This window comes from Pseudothioclava arenosa (assembly GCF_002358085.1).
GTDB classification, from domain to species: domain Bacteria; phylum Pseudomonadota; class Alphaproteobacteria; order Rhodobacterales; family Rhodobacteraceae; genus Pseudothioclava; species Pseudothioclava arenosa.
The window spans coordinates 64,139-82,618 of sequence record NZ_NTJD01000010.1; the positions used below are offsets into that span (position 1 = coordinate 64,139).

Here is an 18,480-nt window from a genome sequence, read left to right on the forward strand (position 1 = left end):
CCACGCGACGTTACGCCGGAACCCGGCCCCGCGCCAGAGCCCTCACGATACGAAAACGGGCGCGCCGAACCGGCACGCCCGTCGGGAGTTTCAACCTTGCATGGGCGTCAGTGGGCGACCGCCCCCTGCCCCGGGATCGCCGCCTTGGCGGCCGCGGCCGCGGCCGCCTCTTCGGCCTCTTCGTCCCATTCGACCGCCTCGGGCATCCGCACCAGCGCGCGCGGCAGAACCTCGCGGACATGGCTGACCGGGATGATCTCCAGGCCTTCCTTCACATTGTCCGGGATCTCGGCCAGATCCTTTTCGTTCTCGGCCGGGATCAGCACGGTCTTGATGCCGCCGCGCAGCGCCGCCAGCAGTTTCTCCTTGAGCCCGCCGATCGGCAGCACATTGCCGCGCAGCGTGACCTCGCCGGTCATCGCGATATCCTTGCGCACCGGGATGCCGGTCAGCACCGAGACGATCGAAGTCACCATGGCGATGCCCGCGCTCGGCCCGTCTTTCGGGGTTGCGCCTTCGGGCACATGGACGTGAATATCGACCTTCTCGAACTTGGGCGGCTTCACCCCGATCTGCGGCGCGACCGAGCGCACGTAGGAGCTGGCCGCGTCGATCGATTCCTTCATCACCTCGCCGAGCTTGCCGGTGGTCTTCATCCGACCCTTGCCGGGCAGCTTCAGCGCCTCGATCTGCAAGAGGTCACCGCCGACCGAGGTCCAGGCAAGCCCCGTCACCACGCCGACCTGATCCTCTTTCTCGGCCAGACCATAGCGATGGCGCGGCACGCCCAGATATTCGGCGACCTTGGCCTCGTCGACAGTGACGGATTTCACCGCCCCCTTGCCCTTGAGGATCTCGGTCACGGCCTTGCGGGCGAGCTTGGCGATCTCGCGTTCGAGATTCCGCACGCCCGCCTCGCGGGTGTAGTAGCGGATCACGTCGCTGAGCGCACCGTCGGTCAGGGTGAATTCACCCTTGCGCAGCCCGTGCGCCTTGACCTGTTTCGGGATCAGGTGCTGGCGCGCGATTTCGCGCTTTTCGTCCTCGGTGTAGCCGGCGAGCGAGATGATCTCCATCCGGTCCAGGAGCGGGCCCGGCATGTTGTAGCTGTTCGCCGTGGTCAGGAACATCACGTTCGAGAGGTCATATTCGACCTCAAGATAGTGATCGACGAAGGTCGCGTTCTGTTCGGGATCGAGCACCTCAAGCATGGCCGAGGCCGGGTCGCCACGGAAATCCTGCCCCATCTTGTCGATTTCATCGAGCAAGATCAGCGGGTTGGTGGTTTTCGCCTTTTTCAGCGCCTGGATGATCTTGCCCGGCATCGAGCCGATATAGGTCCGGCGGTGGCCGCGAATTTCGGACTCGTCACGCACGCCGCCAAGGCTGATGCGAATGAATTCGCGCCCGGTGGCACGCGCCACCGACCGGCCAAGCGAGGTTTTCCCCACGCCGGGCGGGCCGACGAGGCAGAGGATCGGGCCCTTGAGCTTGGCCGAACGCGCCTGCACAGCAAGGTATTCGACGATCCGTTCCTTGACCTTTTCCAGCCCGTAATGGTCGGCATCAAGCACCTTCTCGGCCGCCACGAGGTCTTTCTTCACGCGGCTTTTCGTGCCCCAAGGCAGCCCGAGAATCCAGTCGAGATAGTTGCGCACAACGGTGGCCTCGGCCGACATCGGCGACATCGACTTGAGCTTTTTCAGCTCGCCCTCGACCTTGTCGCGCGCCTCTTTCGAGAGCTTCGCGGCGCGGATCTTTTCTTCAAGTTCGGCGATCTCGTTCTGGCCTTCCTCGCCGTCGCCCAGCTCCTTCTGAATGGCCTTCATCTGCTCATTCAGATAGTATTCGCGCTGGGTCTTCTCCATCTGCGACTTGACGCGGGACTTGATCTTTTTCTCGACCTGCAGGACCGAAACCTCGCCCTGCATCAGCCCATAGACCTTCTCGAGGCGCTGCGAGACATCAAGCGTCTCCAGAAGCTCCTGCTTCTGCGTCACTTCCAGCCCCAGATGCCCCGACACGAGGTCGGCCAGCTTGTCGGCCTCCTGCGTCTCGGCAATGGCGGTCAGCGCCTCTTCGGGGATGTTCTTCTTGATCTTGGCATAGCGCTCGAATTCCTCGGCGACCGAGCGCAAAAGCGCGCGCACCGTGTCCTGATCGCCCGGCTCCTCGGCCAGCAATTCGGAATTCGCCTCGAAATACTCGGGGTTTTCGACGAATTCGGTGATGCGCACACGTTTCGCGCCTTCGACCAGCACCTTCACGGTGCCATCGGGCAGTTTGAGCAATTGCAACACATTGGCCAGCACACCGACGCGATAGATGCCATCGGTATCGGGGTCGTCAACGCTCGGGTCGATCTGGCTGGCCAGCAGGATCTGGCGATCATCCGCCATCACCTCTTCCAGCGCGCGCACCGATTTCTCGCGGCCGACAAAGAGCGGCACGATCATATGCGGGAACACGACGATGTCGCGCAGCGGCAGAACCGGATAGGTTTCAGAAACAGTATTCATGCGTTTTCCTCGTTGGCGAAGACAGCCCGGCCCCGCTTTCTGCGGCAGCGCTCACCCCTTCCCATTTTTCAATATCTAGGGGGCACCCCGATCCGGTTCAACCATCACCATGGCCTAATCGGAGCAGAATGCGCCCTGGTGCGGCCTCGCGCAAGGGTCGATCAGCGCGGCAAGACCATACGCGCGCAAAGCCCGCCCATCCGCTCGGAGCGTTCGAGCCGCAAGGCGCCGCCATGGCCGCGCAGCACGTCGGCCGCGATCGAAAGCCCCAGCCCCACGCCTTGCCCCCGGTCCTGGTTGCGCGCGGGATCGAGCCGCTTGAACGGTTTGAGCGCCTCGTCGCGATCTTCGGGCGCGATGCCCGGCCCGTCATCCTCGACCCGGATCTCGAATTCACGCTCGCGCAGGACCACCGAAACCTCGGCCCGCGTCGCGTAACGCGCGGCATTGCCGATCAGGTTTTCCAGCGCGCGGCGCAGCGCGTCGGGGCGGAACGAGGCCTCGGCCACGCCCGGCCCGGGGCAATCGGCCATCCTGACCGGAAAACCGCTGCGCTCGGCATCGGCCACGACGCCCGCCACGAAGACGCAGGGATCGAGCCGCTCCGGGTCGCCCGAAATCGCCCCGTCGCGCGCGAAATCGAGAAACGCATCGACGAGTTTGCCCATCTCGGTCACGTCGCGCTCCATCGCGGTGATCTCGTCTTCGGTGTCGGGCGTGCGCGGCAGCATCGACAGGCTCAGCTTGAGCCGCGTGAGCGGCGTGCGCAGGTCGTGGCTGACACCCGAGAGCATCAGCGTGCGCTGTTCGAGATGACGCACGATGCGCGCACGCATGTCCAGAAACGCGGCCCCCGCCCGGCGCAGCTCGGTCGCGCCAGAGATTCGATAGGGAATCACCCGCCCCTTGCCGAATTCCTCCGCCGCCACCGCCATGCGCTGGATCGGGCGCAACTGATTGCGCAGGTAGAGATAGGCGATGATTGTCATCAGGATCGAAACAACAAGCGTCAAAACCAGCAACTGATGCGGATTCGACGCCGATGCCAACGAACGGCGGAAGCTGATTTCCAGCGGCCCATGCGCGGTCTCGACCAGAAGCCTCACGTCATTGTCATGCGTCAGATCCACCGCCAAGAGGCCCGGCAGCTCGTCGCGCAGGGTCGAGATCACCACGATCCCGGTCAGATCCGCGAAGTCGCGCTGAAACTGCCCGGTGCGCAGCGTGTCATCCCCCCCCGGCAGCGCAACACCCAACCCCAGCGGCACCGCCATCGCCTCCATCGCGCGCCGCGCCACATCGGCCTCGGGCGCCGCATTCGCGAGGTCGCGCAGCAGCCGCACCTCGCGCGTCATCGCCCCGGTCATCTGGATCGTGACACGCTCGAAATGGCGCTGGATGAACACCACCGAGACCACCAACTGGATCGTCATCACCGGCACAATCAGGATCAGCGCGGCCCGCCCATAGAGCCCGCGCGGCATGATCTGTTTGAGCCAGCGAAAATTCATGGCAAAACCCTAGCCAAGCCCAGAGTGAAGGGAAAGCGGCAATGAGCAGGATCGAAAAACTGGAACCCGGAGTGCGTCGGATCGTGGCGCCCAACCCCTCGCCGATGACGTTGACGGGCACCTGCACCTATCTCGTCGGGCATGGCGATGTGGCGGTGATCGACCCGGGCCCCGAGGATCGCAGCCACCTGCAGGCGCTGATCGACGCGCTGGAGCCGGGCGAGCGGATCAGCCATGTCTTCGTGACCCACGCCCATCTGGACCATTCGCCCGGCGCCGCGCCTCTGGCCGAGGCGATCGGCGCGCGCGTCCACGCCTTCGGCCCACCCGAGGCCGGCCGCTCGGAGGTGATGCGCGATCTGGCCGCGCGCGGGCTGGCGGGGGGCGGCGAAGGCGTGCATCGCGACTTCGCCCCCGATGTGATCCTGGAAGACGGCGAGACCATCGCCCATGGCGACTGGGCGCTGCGCGCGCTGCACACGCCCGGGCATTTCTGCAATCACCTGTGTTTCCTGTGGGGCGACATCGCCTTTACAGCCGATCACGTGATGGGCTGGGCCTCGACGCTGATCTCGCCGCCCGATGGCGACCTGCGCGACTATTTCCGCTCGCTCGCGAAACTGGAGGCGGAAGAGGCCCGCGTGTTCTATCCCGGACATGGCGCGCCGGTCCATGACACCGCGCCGCGCATCGCCGAGCTGGCCGCGCACCGGCGCCTGCGCTCACAGCAGATCCTGGCCGAGCTGACCCACCAACCGCGCACCCCCGCCGCGCTCACCCGCGCGATCTATACCGACACGCCGCCCGCCCTGCTCGGCGCCGCCGAGCGCAACGTCTTTGCGCATCTCATTGAAATGACGCAGGAAAACATAGTCTCCCCGCTCGAAACCCTGTCCCCGACCAGCGCTTTCGAGCGGCGATGAATTTTTTCCGAATTTTCCGCGCGAACCCTCTGGACAACCCCAAACGAGATTCATATACAGCCCCCGTGTTCCGGCGTAGCTCAGCGGTAGAGCAGTTGACTGTTAATCAATTGGTCGTAGGTTCGATCCCTACCGCCGGAGCCAAAAATCCAAATAAAAGCAGCTACTTACCGAGACCGCCACTGGCGGTCTTTGTAGTTCTGGACCTACCCCATAAGCAGGTCATAAGCACACGGGGCATCGGGTGACTCAGCAGGCCTAGCGGTGGCTATCGGGCTCGGACAACTAGTCGAGCTTGCGCTGAGCAAACCGATGGAGCTCCCAACTCGACATGCCACCTGCCCAAAGCCAGACGAACGCAAGGATCAGGTTCTTCCATTGAAATGTGTCTAGCAGTGCAAAGGCTGGACCGAAGCCGCCGATACCGAAGAATATGAGTGCAAGTCCATTCAGGTATGCAGCGCGTAGCTTGATCTTCTCTCGTTCCGATTCAGTCATATTGGACCTCCGTCCAGCTAGACAGAATGCACGCAGCTCTCAGCAAGGGAAGACCTCAACAAAAAAGCACCCCGGACCCATGCCCCGAGGCGCTTTACCGATGCGGGCTGCGAAGAGAAGCCACCTTCGGCTGGCTCCATTTGTTTCACGTCCAACGGTTTCCTATGGAACGCGCGGCTGGCAAGACCGCGTGATGTAGCTCTGACAGTCCTTGGCGCTACAGCTAGAGTGATCCTCGCCCCACCCCGGCGCGGCGGTTTTGGGTTTCGTCGTTCTGATGGCCCTGGGCGCGCGTCAGGCCCCACGAAGCGCTTGCCCGCATCCGGGCTTAAGGCTACCAAGTGTTTGATATCAGGTCCTTGCCCTCGTACCGATTGCGCAGTTGACCCGTTTTGCAAACGACCCGGAAAGGCGCCGCATGGCCGACAAGTCGCTTATCCTCACCTGCATGAAGAACGAGGGCGCCTGGCTCCTGGAATGGGTGGCGTTTCATCTCTCGATCGGGTTCGACCACATCCTCGTCTATTCGAACGATTGCGTGGATGGCACCGACCAGATGCTCGACCGGCTGGCCGAGATGGGGCTGGCGACGCGCTACAACAACGACCGCAAGCCGCACCACCGCCCGAGCTATCAGCTGCGTGCCTATCGCAAGGCGCGCAAGAACCCGATGCTCGAGGATTACGCCTATACCGCGATCATCGACGCGGACGAGTTCATCAACGTCAAGCTGGGCGACGGCTCGGTCGGGGCGCTGATCGCCGAGACCGGGCGGCCCGATGTGATTTCCCTGCCCTGGCGGGTGTTCGGGACCGGTGGCATTGCCGAATACCGACCCGGCTTCGTGACCGAGGCCTTCACTTGGGCCGCGCGCGAAAACCGGCCTCGCCCGGCGCAGCTCTGGGGGATGAAAAGCCTGTTTCGCACCGAGGCGATCGCGCAATTCGGCCTGCACCGGCCGGTGCAACCCGAGGGGGGCGACTGGGCGGCGCTGCGCTGGGTCAACCCCGCCGGCACCGAGATGTCCGAACGCTATCACGCGCAGACCTCGGGCAACTGGCGCTTTGACCGCGAGACGATCGATTACAGCGCGGCGCAGATCAACCATTACGCGGTGAAGTTCCGCAAATCCTACATCACCAAGGTCCTGCGCGGCTCGGCCCATGGCGGCATCGCGCGTGACGAGACCTATTTCCAGATCATGAACCAGAACGAGGAACCCGATCACTCGATCGCGCGGCTCCTGCCCGCAGCCAAGGCCCGTTACGCGGATCTGCTGGCCGACCCGGTGCTGGCGCAATGGGATGCCCATGCCCGCGCCTGGCACGAGGACAAGATCGCCACCGCCCTGCGCTCCCCCGAGGGGAAGGAACTGTTGGATCACCTCTCCGAACGCGATAAGCTACCGGAAAACCAGATAACCTGAGCCACTTGAGCAGACGCATGCTGATCCTCCACATCGGATCCCCCAAGACCGGGACCACCTCGTTGCAGGGTTTCCTGACCGGGAATGATGCGGCACTTCGCGCGCGCGGGATCAACTATGTGCGCGCCGCCCGCCCGCATATCGCGCATAACCCGGTGGCCTTCGCGATCCCCAACGATGCCCATCACGAGATGCTGGCCGAGATCGAGAAAGAAGTGCTGGCCGCGCCCGAGATGACCCATGTCGTTTCGAGCGAGCTGTTCTTTCGCCCGATGCTCGCGCGGGTCATCGCCCGCGATTTCCCGCCCGCTCTGCGGCCGCTGACGCGCACCGTGTGCTATATCCGGCGGCAGGACATCTACCTTGAATCGCTTTACAAACAGCGCGCCAAGAACGGGCTGGTTTCGGGGAGCCGGCAGGAATTCCTGCAAAAGAACATCCCGAAGCTGCGCTATTCGGACTGCCTTGCGCCCTTCCTCGAACTGAACCCCGACGCAACCCCGCTGCTGCGCATCTTCGACCGCGCGCTGCTCAAGGGTGGCGACGTGATCGACGATTTCGCCAGCCTCGCGCTGGGGCTCGACGACATCACCGGGTTTGAGCGCGCGCAGGGGGATGCGAACCTCTCCTACTCGGTCGAGATGAGCGAGATGATCGGCCATGCCGCGCAGGTGCAGGGCGTGAACAGCAAGGCGCTGTTGCGCGAGCTGCGCAAGGTCGAGCGCGATCCGCTGCTGATCAGCTCGCGCGACACCTTCACCCTCGAGGAGCGCCGCGGCCTGATGGAGACGCTCGCCGAGGATAACGAGACGCTGCGCAGCATCTATTTCCCCGACAGCCGCGCGGTGTTCGACATGACCGACCTCGAACAGGATCAGGAGCTGCCGCAGATGGCGCCCGAGATGATCGAAATGCGCAGCGCCGCCGCGAAGGAGGCGATGAAAACCGCCATGGACAATCTGCACCCGAAAGCCCCCGAAACCGCAGAGGCCGACGATCTGGCCGACGAGGAAAGCGGCGCCACGACCGGCGCGGGCGACTATCCGATCTGGTATCAGGAGATCTTTCCCGCCGGGGGCCAACAGGGCTTCTATCACTGGCTCGGGCGTCACGGGCTGACCTATGTCGAACGCGATCCGCGCAAGCTGATGGTGACCTTCGACAACCTGCACAACGTCGGCAACAAGGAACTGGCGCGAAACCCCTGGGCCGCGAGCTTCTGCCGCGACCGGGGCTATTCGCATCTGGGCGTTCTGGCGCAGCATCCAGATTGGTACCGCGACCCGAAGTTGATCCAGTTCTTTGCGGGCCTCGCCAAGAACGGCTTCTTCAAGCGCTTCGACAAGGTGGTTTTCGCGGGCACCTCGATGGGCGCGTTTGGGGCGCTGTCCTTTTGCGAACACGCGCCCGGCGCAACAGTGCTGGCCTTCAGCCCGCAATCGAGCCTGCACAAGGGGCTCGTGCCCTGGGAGCCGCGCTTTGCCAAGGGCACTGCCGCGGATTGGACGCTGCCCGGCTCGGACGCCGCCGAAACGGCGCGTAGCGCGGGCAAGGTCTATCTGGTCTACGACCATTTCCATGAGCTTGACCGACGCCACGCAAAACGCTTCGAGGGCGCGAATATCGTGCGCCTGAAGGCCTTTGGCATGGGCCACAAGAGCGCGCTGGTCGCGCATCGCATGGGGCTGTTGAAGACGCTGATGACCGAGGCGATGGAGGGCGAGATCGCGCCGCTCGCCTTCTACCGTGGCATCCGCGCGCGCAAGGATATCTTCCTCTATCGCGAAGCCGTCGCCGAGGCGCTGGTCGCCGCCGGCAAACCTGAACGTGCACAGACCTTCAAGGACGCCTTCAAACGCCGCCGCCGCAAGATCGCCCGCCAGGAAATGATCCGCGCCCGCCGCGCCGAGACCCGCCGCAAAGCCGCCGAAGCGCAGTAAAATCGCCCGCCCGAAGGACCCCGACGTGACCACACTCGCTGAAACGCTCTGCGCCGAGCATGGACTGAATTTCGCGCGCGGGTTCTCGCAGCAATTTCACTGTGCGAAGCAAGGCAGCCACGCCCCGATCGCGGGGTTCGCGCCGCATCCTTTCGGTGACTGGCTGATCCAGACCGGCGGCACCCTGCCCGTCGCCTCATTCACCACGGCAACCGCCACCGGCGATCTCGGCATCGTGTTTCTGGGCATGGGGGTCGATGCCGATGGCGGCTATGTCGATGACGCGCGGCTGGCCTGGAGACTGGGCCGCGCGCGGACGATCGAAGACCTGACCGCCTATGTCGCGGGCTGCGGCGGGCGCTATTGCGCCTTTGTCCGTCATGGGAGTGATGCGCGGTTCCTGCTGGACCCGAGCGGCTCGATGGGCGCCGTTGCCAATGCCGCGACCCGCACCGTCGCCGCGACGCTTTACCTTGCGATCGACCGCCCGGTCGTGCCCAGCGACTATCCGATGGGCGTCGAAGGCCGTCGCTACGCCTTTGGCTACACCGCGGATCGCGACGTGATCTCGCTGCGGCCAAACCATTATCTGGATCTGAACACCTTCGAACAAACCCGCCACTGGCCGCTCGAAACCGACAGTTTCGAAGTGACCAGCCTGCGCGTCCTCGATGAAGGCATCGACCAGATGATCGAGCGCCATTGCCAGATCATGCGCGCGCTTGCCGGCACAATCGGCCCCAGCATCCTTCCGCTCAGCGGCGGCGAAGACTCGCGCCTGCTGCTGGCGATGTCGCATGCCGGAAATATCCGCTTCGACCATTACTTCACCCATATCACCACGGATATTTCGCGCGGAGACGCGCGGATCGGTGCGCAAATGGCCGAGACCCTTGGCCTGCCGTTCTCAGTTTATGACCTCATCGGGCAGGAGCCGCCCCCGCTCCCGCAACCCGAAACGATCCGCAGGCTTCAGGAAACCGCGCTGGCCTCGGGCAACGTCGCCTATCGCCGCGAATACTATGCGCCCCGGCGCCGTCCGAGGGCCTATCAACAAAAGGCGCGTATCCTGCACGCGACGCTCTCGCTCCCGCCGGGCGGGTTTGTCATGCGTGGCCAGATCACCGATCTGAGCAAGGCCGTCCTGTGGCGGCCCGCCGGCATGAAGGAGTTCGCCGAGAAGAAAGGCGGTCTGATCGGCGCGGGCACCGGCGTGCGTTTGATGATGGTCGATAGCGATGTGGCCGAGGCCGATCCGTGGTTCCTGTCGCGCTATGAGGCGTGGCAGCAGACCCTTCCGGCAGGCTGCCATGGCTGCGAGATCGACTTCATGGGGCTGGAGCTGTTCCGCTCCTACAGCTGGGGGAATACGTTCTATTCCTTCGTGAATGATTTCTACATCTCTCCGGGGTGCGACCGGCAGATCATTCAGCATCTCGCGGCGGCTCCGCCGCTGATGCGCTATGAATTCCACTATAACGACCGCATCCTCGAACGTGCCGCGCCCGAACTGCTGAAATTCCGCTACACGCGCCCCGACGACAACCGCATGCGCAAGCGCCGCCCGGTCTTTCTCGAGACGCTCGACCGATACGGGCTCAGCGCATAGAGCCGCCGCGTAACGCATAAGCAGTTCCGGGCGAAAGACGCGCATTCACCGCCCGAAACTTAGGCAGAGGCATCCTTTTCGGCGGGGATTTGTGCGCTTTCTGCCCTTTCTTGCTGCACAGGCGGGCAGCCCGGCTAAGGTCGGGTTAGACAAGACAAGGGCCCGGCCATGGCGATCTACGCATCCATCCACCATCTCACGCATTACAAATACGACCGGCCGGTGACGCTGGGCCCTCAGATCATCCGGCTGCGCCCTGCCCCGCATTCGCGCACGCGCGTGATTTCGCACAGCCTCAAGGTCAGCCCGGGCGGGCATTTCGTGAACCACCAGCAGGACCCTTACGGCAACTGGCTGGCGCGCTTCGTCTTTCCCGAGCCAGTGACCGAGTTCAAGATCGAGGTCGATCTGGTTGCCGACATGACGGTCTACAACCCGTTCGATTTCTTCGTCGAGGACAGCGCCGAGCATTGGCCCTTCGACTATCCCGAAGAGCTGCGCGACGATCTGGTGATCTATCGCACCCCCGAACCCGAGGGGCCGCGGCTGGCAAAATTCATCGGCTCGATCGACTTCACCCAGACCCGGACAGTGGATTTTCTGGTCGGGCTGAACGCGCGCATCGCCAATGAGGTGAATTACACCATTCGCATGGAGCCGGGCGTGCAGACGCCCGACGAGACGCTGGAAAAGGCCTCGGGCTCGTGCCGAGATAGCAGCTGGCTCTTGGTGCAGGTGCTGCGCCATCTCGGCTTTGCGGCGCGCTTCGTCTCGGGCTACCTGATTCAGCTCAAGCCCGATCTTGAGGCCCTGGACGGGCCCTCGGGCACGGATCACGATTTCACCGACCTGCACGCCTGGTGCGAGGTGTTCCTGCCCGGCGCGGGCTGGATCGGGCTTGACCCGACCTCGGGGCTCCTGACCGGCGAGAGCCATATCCCGCTGGCCGCGACGCCGCATTTCCGCAATGCCGCGCCGATCTCGGGCGGGTTCTCGTCAGATGGGGCGCCCGAAGTCGAATTCGAATTCGACATGGAGGTGAAGCGCGTGGCCGAGCATCCGCGCATCACCAAACCCTTCTCGGACGAAGCCTGGGAGCGGCTCAACGCGCTCGGGCGCAAGGTCGACGAAAGCCTGACCGAGGGCGATGTGCGCCTGACCATGGGCGGCGAGCCGACCTTTGTCTCGATCGACGATTTCGAGAGCGCCGAGTGGAACACCGACGCCGTCGGCCCGCAGAAACGCGCGCTGGCCGATACGCTGATCCGGCGGCTGCGTGACCGCTTCGCGCCGGGCGGTTTTCTGCATTATGGGCAGGGCAAGTGGTATCCGGGCGAAAGTCTGCCGCGCTGGACCTTCTCGCTCTATTGGCGCCACGACGGCCAGCCGGTCTGGACAAACCCCGACCTGATCGCCAAGGAAGATGCGCCGCAGAAGCTGGGCGCGAAGGAAACGGGGCGGTTCCTCGCCCGCTTCGCCGAAAAGCTCGGGCTCGATCCGGCCTATGCGCAGCCCGCTTTCGAGGACCCGGGCGAGTGGATATTGAAAGAGGCGAACCTGCCGCCGAATGTCACGCCCGAGAACTCAAAGCTGAAAAACCCTGAAGATCGCGCACGTTACGCGCGTGTCTTCAACCGCGGCCTGACCGAGGCGGCGGGCTATGTGCTGCCGCTCCAGCGGCTCTGGCAGGCGGGCGACAAGCCTTCGCGCTGGCGCTCTGAGCTGTGGAAGCCGCGGCGGGGCAAGCTGTTCCTGATCCCGGGCGACAGCCCCGTAGGCTTCCGCCTGCCGCTCAATGCGCTGCCCTGGCTCCCGGCCTCGCAATATCCCTATTCCTACCCGGCCGATCCGACGATCCCGCTGGAACCGCTGCCCGATTTCCACGCGCAGATCGAAGAACGCCGCCGCGCCATCCAGGAGGAAATCGACCGGATCGCGCGCGAAGAGGCCGAGCGCGAGGCGATGCTGCCGCCGGTTTCGCCGGGCCATGTGCAAGGCTCGCAGCCCGGCGCCGCGTCCGGGGCCGACAACCGTCAGGAGGTGGTCCTGCAGGATGCGCATCTGGGCGAGGGCGTCGATCCGACCGGCGGCGCGGTGCGCACTGCGCTCGCGCTGGAGCCGCGCGACGGGCGGCTTTGCCTGTTCATGCCGCCTTGCGACACGCTCGAGGAATACCTCGAACTGGTCGCTGCGGCCGAGGCGACGGCGGCCGATCTGGATATGCCGATCCATATCGAGGGCTATTCGCCGCCCCATGATCCGCGCCTCAACGTGATCCGCGTCGCCCCCGATCCGGGCGTGATCGAGGTCAACATCCACCCCGCCCATAGCTGGGAGGAGTGCGTTGCCACCACCGAGGCGATCTATGAAGAGGCCCGCCAGAGCCGCCTTGGCGCCGACAAGTTCATGATCGACGGGCGCCACACCGGCACCGGCGGCGGCAACCATGTCGTTGTGGGCGGCGCGACACCGAACGACAGCCCGTTCCTGCGCCGGCCCGACCTGCTGAAATCGCTGATCCTGATCTGGCAGCGCCATCCCTCGCTCAGCTACCTGTTCTCGGGGCTGTTCATCGGGCCGACCAGTCAGGCCCCGCGCATCGACGAAGCCCGCCACGACACGCTCTATGAGCTGGAAATCGCGCTGAGCCAGATCGGCGACCCGGTCGATGGCGGCCCCCTGCCCCCGCCGTGGCTGGTGGACCGGCTCTTGCGCAACATGTTGATCGACGTGACCGGCAACACGCATCGCGCCGAGATCTGCATCGACAAGCTTTACTCCCCCGACGGGCCGACCGGCCGGCTCGGCCTTGTCGAGTTCCGCGGCTTCGAGATGCCGCCCGATCCGCGCATGTCGCTGGCGCAACAGCTGCTTTTGCGCGCGATCATCGCGCGGTGCTGGAAGGCGCCGGTCAAGGGCCGCCCGGTGCGCTGGGGCACGGTGCTGCACGATCGCTTCATGCTGCCGCATTTCCTCTGGGAAGACCTGCTGTCGCTGCTGGCGGACCTGCGCGCGCACGGCTTTGAAATGGACCCGGTCTGGTTCGAGGCACAGGCCGAGTTCCGCTTTCCGTTCTGCGGCCAGATCGAGGCCGAGGGTGTGCATCTCGAGGTCCGTCAGGCGCTCGAACCCTGGCATGTGCTGGGCGAGACCGGCGCGATCGGCGGCACGGTGCGCTATACCGACAGCTCGGTCGAGCGGCTGCAGGTCAAGCTGACGACGCTGCATCAGGATCGCTATCAGGTCATGTGCAACCGCCGCCCCGTGCCGATTGCGCGCACGCAGACCTCGGGCGTGTCGGTGGGCGGCGTGCGCTTCAAGGCCTGGCAACCGCCCGAGGCGTTGCATCCGGTCCTGCCGGTCAACGCGCCGCTGGTCTTCGACATCTACGACAGCTGGACGGGGCGCGCGCTCGCGGGATGCACCTATCACGTAGCGCATCCGGGCGGGCGCAACTACGACACCTTCCCGGTCAATGCCTATGAAGCCGAGGCGCGTCGGCTGGCGCGGTTCGAGCCTTATGGCCACAGTCCGGGGCATTACACCCCTGCGACCGAAAGGCCGCACCCCGAATTCCCGTTGACGCTTGACCTGCGACGGCCGATAGGGCTCCTCTAGGTTCGAAACCCGGGGAGATCATGACCGACCAGCCAGAGCGGAAGACGGAAGAGGACCTCTTTGGCGATTACGGGCTCGTGCCCGGCATCGCCGACGAACTCTTTGACGCCAACGGGCAGATGCGCCCGGTCTGGCGCCGTTTCGTCGACCGCTTCGCCCGGCTCACCCCCGAGCAGATCCGAGCCCGGTTCGAGCGCGCAGACCAATACCTGCGCGATGCGGGCGTGTTCTATCGCCAGTATAGCGCCGACCCGCTGGCCGAGCGCGAATGGCCACTGAGCCACATCCCGGTGATCCTGCACGAAGACGAATGGGAAGGCATCTGCACGGCGCTCTCGCAGCGCGCGGACCTGCTCGAAGCGGTAATGGCCGACCTTTACGGCCCCGGGCGGCTGGTTTCAGAAGGCCACCTGCCCGCCGAACTGATCGCAGGCTCGCGCCAGTGGCTGCGTCCGATGGTCGGCATCGCGCCGCGCGGCGGCCATTACCTGCATTTCATCGCCTTCGAGATCGGGCGCTCGCCGGACGGATCGTGGTTCGTGCTGGGCGACCGGACGCAGGCCCCCTCGGGGGCGGGTTTCGCGCTGGAGAACCGCGTGGCCACCGGCCGCATCTTCCCCGAGCGCTTCCCGCGCGCCCATATCCACCGGCTCGCGGGCTTCTTCGGCGCTTTCCGTGACGCGATGGAGCACCTTGCGCGCGGCCCGGGCGGGCGCGACCGGGCGACGGCGATCCTGACGCCGGGCCCGTCGAACGACACTTATTACGAGCACACCTATATCGCGCGCTACCTCGGCCTGCCGCTTCTGGAGGGCGAGGACCTTCTGGTCGAGAACGGCCAGGCGATGGTGCGCACGATCGAGGGGCTGCAACCCGTGGGCGCACTCTGGCGGCGGATCGACGCAGCCTTTGCCGACCCGCTGGAGCTGGACGCAAGCAGCCAGATCGGCACGCCCGGGCTGATGGATACGATCCGGCAGGGCAACCTCGCGATGATCAACGCGCTCGGCTCGGGCGTTCTGGAAATGCGCGCGATGATGGCCTTCCTGCCCCGCATCTCCGAGGTGCTGACCGGGCAAACCCTTGCGCTGCCCAATATCGCGACCTGGTGGTGCGGTGCCGAGGCCGAGCGCAGTTTCGTCCAGGACAATGCCGCGCGCATGCTGGTCAGCCCCGCTCTGGGCTGCGAACTACCCCATGACCTGCCGCTCGACACGGTCGACGGGTCGGGCCATGCCTCGCTGAACGACTGGCTGGCCGCCGAGGGGACCGGACTTGTCGGACAGGAGCTCGTCTCGCTTTCGACCACGCCCGCCTGGGTCGAGGACCCCGAGACCGGCACCGGACGGCTGCAGCCGCGTCCGATGACGGTGCGCGTCTTTGCCGCGCGCACGCCCTCGGGCTGGAACTTCATGCGCGGCGGCTATGCCCGGATCGGCACCAGCGACAAGGCGACGGCGCTGGCGATGCAAAGCGGCGGCGCGGTGTCGGATGTCTGGGTGGTCTCGGACCGGCCCGTGCCGCAATTCACCCTCGCCCCGAGCACGGGCGATTTTCGGCGCGCCAGCCCCGGCATCCTGCCCGCGCGCGCCGCCGACAACCTCTATTGGCTGGGCCGTTATGTCGAGCGCGCCGAAGACGCGATCCGCCTGATCCGCGCCTATCACCTGCGGCTTGCGGCGACCGACAACCCGAATGACGCGCGGCTCAAGGCGCTGGCGGCGTTTCTGGAGGGCTACGGCCACGACCTCGACGAGCCGATCCCCGCGGCATTGATCGAGCGGATCGTGCAGGCGCGCTATTGTGCCTCGAAAGTCCGCGACCGGTTCTCGACCGATGCCTGGAACGCTTTGGGCGACTTGCTGAAAACCGCGCGCGGGATGCGCGAAACCGCGCGCGCAGGCGATGATGCGGCCCGCGCCATGAGCGTGCTCTTGCGCAAGATCGCAGGGTTCTCGGGACTCGTGCATGAAAACATGTACCGCTTCTCGGGCTGGCGGTTCCTGAGCTTCGGGCGCGCCCTTGAACGCGCGGATTCGCTGACCGCGATGCTTGCGGTTTTCGCCGATCCCGAGGCGCCGCAGGGCAGCCTCGATATCGCGGTCGAGGTTGCCGACAGTGTGATTACCCACCAGCGTCGCTACCGGATCGAGACCTCGCGCGACACGGTCGTCGACCTGCTCGCGCTCGATGTCGACAACCCGCGCGCGCTGCTGTTCCAGATCCAGCGGATGCGCTATCTCGCCGCCGAACTGCCCGGCGCGCGCGAACACGGGCGTCTGGCCGCGCTGTCGCGGGCGATCGTGCCCCTGGAAAGCGAGTTGTCGATCCTCGAGCCGGCGGAGCTGGATTCCGAGTGCCTGCGCAGCTTGCGTGAGGGGCTGGCGCAGACCTCCGATCTGCTGACCGCGGCCTATCTGCGGTGAGGCCCGGGATGATTTACGACATCAAACTGCGCATCGACTACGATTACGAGGCCCCCTCGGATCACACGCGCAACGTGCTGCATCTTCTGCCCGACAATCTGGGCGGCAAGCAGCGCGTTCTCTCGCGTCTGCTTGATGTGCGCCCGCCCCCGAACGAACGCCGCGAAAGCCGCGACTTCTTCGGCAACACGGCCAGTTCCGTCAGCTGGCACTACCCGATCGACGCGGTGAGCTTCGATCTGGTCGCGCGGGTCGAGCGGCTCGCCGACCCCGCGCTGCTCGACATCTCGCCGCCGCTCGGGCAGCTGCGCCAGGAAATCTCCGAGATGCAGACGCTCTCGGCCGACGCCCCCCATCACTTCCTGTCGCCCTCGCCCCGGATCGCCGAAGTTCCCGAGATCACCGCCTTCGTGCAATCTCTGATCACCCCCGGCATGAGCACCGCGCGCCTTGTCGAGACCCTCGGCCATGCGCTTTATACGCGCATGCACTACGATGCCGAGGCCACGACGGTGGACACGCCGCCCGCCGAGGCCTTCGCGCAAAAACGCGGTGTCTGTCAGGACTTCGCGCAGATCATGATCGCGGGCCTGCGCGGGGTCGGCGTGCCTGCGGGCTATGTGTCGGGCTTCCTGCGCACCTTCCCGCCGCCGGGTCAGCCGCGTCTTGAAGGCGCGGATGCGATGCATGCCTGGGTTCGCGCCTGGGTCGGCCACGAGATGGGCTGGATCGAATTCGATCCGACCAATGACCAGCCTGCGGGGATTGATTACGTCACGCTCGCGATCGGCCGCGATTATGCCGATGTGGCCCCTGTCCGGGGCGCGATGCGCAGCGCCGGCAGCCACGCGACGACGCAATCCGTCGATGTGATCCCGCTCGACGGCGCCTGACGACAGAGCCCGCGACAGATTTCGGAAAAACCGGGCGGCGGCTACTTGCCGTAATAGTCGCGGAACCACGTGACGAAGGCGGCAATCCCGTCTTTGACATCGGTTTGCGGGCGGTAGCCGGTGAGGCGCTGCAGCAGGCTCGCATCGGCCCAGGTCGCCGGCACATCGCCCTTTTGCATCTCCATGTAATTGCGGATCGCGGGGCGGCCCACGGCGGCCTCGATCGCATCGACGAAATCCAGAAGCTTCACCGAGTTCGAATTGCCGATATTCACGATCCGGTAGGGCGCGACCGGCGAGAGGCTGTCGCCCTCAGGCACTTCGCCCGCCTCGGGGCGGACGGGCGGCGTGTCGATCAAAAGCCGGATGCCGCGCACCAGATCGGTGACATAGGTGAAATCGCGATACATCTCACCGTGGTTGTAGATGTCGATCGGACGGCCATCGAGGATCGCATCGACGAATTTATAAAGCGCCATGTCGGGGCGCCCCCAGGGCCCGTAGACGGTGAAAAACCGGAACATCGTGGTCGGCAGGTTCCACAGATGGGCATAGGAATGGCCCATCGCCTCGGTCGCCTTTTTCGTCGCGGCATAGATCGTCAGCTGGGTGTCGGCCTTGTCGGTCTCGGCATAGGGCATCTCGGTATTGGCGCCGTAGACCGAGGAGGTCGAGGCCATCAGCAGGTGCTCGACACCGTGGCGACGCGCGGCCTCCATCACGTTGAAGGTGCCGACGACATTGGCCTCGATATAGGCGCGGGGCGCCTCGAGCGAATAGCGCACGCCCGCCTGCGCCGCGAGATGGACGATGATGTCGGGGGCGAAAGCGTCGGCCATGGCGTCGAAGGCAGCCAGATCCTCCAGCATCGCCTCGGTCGCCGAGAAATTCGGGTTTTGCAGCAGCATCTGATGGCGGCGCTGTTTCAGCCGCACATCGTAATAATCGGTCATCCCGTCGAAGCCGTGCACGCGAAACCCTTCGCGCAGCAGCAGGTCACAGAGGTGATAGCCGATGAACCCCGCCGATCCGGTAACCAGAACCTTGCGCATGCCCGCTCCTTGCCCTCTGCCTTGCCTGGCCGAGCTATCGCATGGAACGGGCAGGCTTGCCAACC

Annotated in this window: 11 protein-coding genes and 1 tRNA gene; 8 read left to right on the top strand and 4 right to left on the bottom strand. The window is 65.2% G+C overall.

Features of this window, described 5'->3' with window-relative positions:
• Positions 1 to 107: 107 nt before the first annotated feature.
• Both lon and CLN94_RS12645 read right to left on the bottom strand, forming a co-directional pair.
• Positions 108 to 2,519 carry an endopeptidase La gene (gene lon / locus CLN94_RS12640; protein ID WP_096434309.1) on the bottom strand — a complete coding sequence of 804 codons (2,412 nt, stop codon included), beginning with the start codon at positions 2,517 to 2,519 and terminating at the stop codon, positions 108 to 110.
• Positions 2,520 to 2,680: 161 nt separating this feature from the next.
• A complete protein-coding gene (locus CLN94_RS12645) occupies positions 2,681 to 4,030 on the bottom strand; it encodes an ATP-binding protein (RefSeq protein ID WP_096434310.1) in 1,350 nt (449 codons plus the stop codon).
• Between the two features lie 41 nt (positions 4,031 to 4,071).
• On the opposite strand from CLN94_RS12645, the gene CLN94_RS12650 reads away from it, so the two are divergent.
• Together CLN94_RS12650 and CLN94_RS12655 are read left to right on the top strand one after the other, a co-directional pair.
• Positions 4,072 to 4,953 carry an MBL fold metallo-hydrolase gene (locus CLN94_RS12650; RefSeq protein WP_096434311.1) on the top strand — a complete coding sequence of 294 codons (882 nt, stop codon included), beginning with the start codon at positions 4,072 to 4,074 and terminating at the stop codon, positions 4,951 to 4,953.
• Between the two features lie 69 nt (positions 4,954 to 5,022).
• Positions 5,023 to 5,097: transfer RNA gene (locus tag CLN94_RS12655), tRNA-Asn, on the top strand.
• 141 nt (positions 5,098 to 5,238) lie between these two features.
• Here CLN94_RS12655 and CLN94_RS12660 read toward each other — a convergent pair.
• Complete coding sequence (locus CLN94_RS12660; protein WP_096434312.1) at positions 5,239 to 5,451, bottom strand: hypothetical protein; 213 nt, start codon at positions 5,449 to 5,451, stop codon at positions 5,239 to 5,241.
• Between the two features lie 418 nt (positions 5,452 to 5,869).
• Between CLN94_RS12660 and CLN94_RS12665 the strand changes: the two genes are divergently transcribed.
• From CLN94_RS12665 to CLN94_RS12690, 6 genes are all read left to right on the top strand, one after another.
• On the top strand, positions 5,870 to 6,877 hold the full coding sequence (locus CLN94_RS12665) for a glycosyltransferase family 2 protein (RefSeq protein ID WP_096434313.1): 1,008 nt from the start codon (positions 5,870 to 5,872) through the stop codon (positions 6,875 to 6,877).
• A gap of 17 nt (positions 6,878 to 6,894) precedes the next feature.
• Positions 6,895 to 8,817: a hypothetical protein gene (locus tag CLN94_RS12670; RefSeq protein WP_096434314.1), complete on the top strand. Its 1,923-nt coding sequence runs from the start codon at positions 6,895 to 6,897 to the stop codon at positions 8,815 to 8,817.
• Positions 8,818 to 8,842: 25 nt separating this feature from the next.
• A complete protein-coding gene (locus CLN94_RS12675) occupies positions 8,843 to 10,426 on the top strand; it encodes a hypothetical protein (protein ID WP_096434315.1) in 1,584 nt (527 codons plus the stop codon).
• A 168-nt stretch (positions 10,427 to 10,594) separates the two neighbouring features.
• Positions 10,595 to 14,044 carry a transglutaminase family protein gene (locus CLN94_RS12680; protein ID WP_096434316.1) on the top strand — a complete coding sequence of 1,150 codons (3,450 nt, stop codon included), beginning with the start codon at positions 10,595 to 10,597 and terminating at the stop codon, positions 14,042 to 14,044.
• Between the two features lie 20 nt (positions 14,045 to 14,064).
• Positions 14,065 to 16,470: a circularly permuted type 2 ATP-grasp protein gene (locus tag CLN94_RS12685; RefSeq protein ID WP_096434317.1), complete on the top strand. Its 2,406-nt coding sequence runs from the start codon at positions 14,065 to 14,067 to the stop codon at positions 16,468 to 16,470.
• Positions 16,471 to 16,478: 8 nt separating this feature from the next.
• On the top strand, positions 16,479 to 17,363 hold the full coding sequence (locus tag CLN94_RS12690) for a transglutaminase family protein (RefSeq protein ID WP_096434318.1): 885 nt from the start codon (positions 16,479 to 16,481) through the stop codon (positions 17,361 to 17,363).
• Positions 17,364 to 17,404: 41 nt separating this feature from the next.
• Here the strand turns inward: CLN94_RS12690 and CLN94_RS12695 are convergent, their stop codons facing one another.
• Positions 17,405 to 18,415 carry an NAD-dependent epimerase/dehydratase family protein gene (locus tag CLN94_RS12695; RefSeq protein ID WP_096434319.1) on the bottom strand — a complete coding sequence of 337 codons (1,011 nt, stop codon included), beginning with the start codon at positions 18,413 to 18,415 and terminating at the stop codon, positions 17,405 to 17,407.
• Positions 18,416 to 18,480 lie beyond the last annotated feature (65 nt).

Excerpts from the sequence above, each read along its gene's own strand:
- lon (WP_096434309.1), bottom strand. The coding sequence starts at position 2,519 with ATGAATACTGTTTCTGAAACCTATCCGGTTCTGCCGCTGCGCGACATC.
- CLN94_RS12670 (WP_096434314.1), top strand. The coding sequence starts at position 6,895 with ATGCTGATCCTCCACATCGGATCCCCCAAGACCGGGACCACCTCGTTG.
- CLN94_RS12680 (WP_096434316.1), top strand. The coding sequence starts at position 10,595 with ATGGCGATCTACGCATCCATCCACCATCTCACGCATTACAAATACGAC.
- CLN94_RS12645 (WP_096434310.1), bottom strand. The coding sequence starts at position 4,030 with ATGAATTTTCGCTGGCTCAAACAGATCATGCCGCGCGGGCTCTATGGG.
- CLN94_RS12660 (WP_096434312.1), bottom strand. The coding sequence starts at position 5,451 with ATGACTGAATCGGAACGAGAGAAGATCAAGCTACGCGCTGCATACCTG.
- CLN94_RS12695 (WP_096434319.1), bottom strand. The coding sequence starts at position 18,415 with ATGCGCAAGGTTCTGGTTACCGGATCGGCGGGGTTCATCGGCTATCAC.
- CLN94_RS12665 (WP_096434313.1), top strand. The coding sequence starts at position 5,870 with ATGGCCGACAAGTCGCTTATCCTCACCTGCATGAAGAACGAGGGCGCC.
- CLN94_RS12685 (WP_096434317.1), top strand. The coding sequence starts at position 14,065 with ATGACCGACCAGCCAGAGCGGAAGACGGAAGAGGACCTCTTTGGCGAT.
- CLN94_RS12650 (WP_096434311.1), top strand. The coding sequence starts at position 4,072 with ATGAGCAGGATCGAAAAACTGGAACCCGGAGTGCGTCGGATCGTGGCG.
- CLN94_RS12690 (WP_096434318.1), top strand. The coding sequence starts at position 16,479 with ATGATTTACGACATCAAACTGCGCATCGACTACGATTACGAGGCCCCC.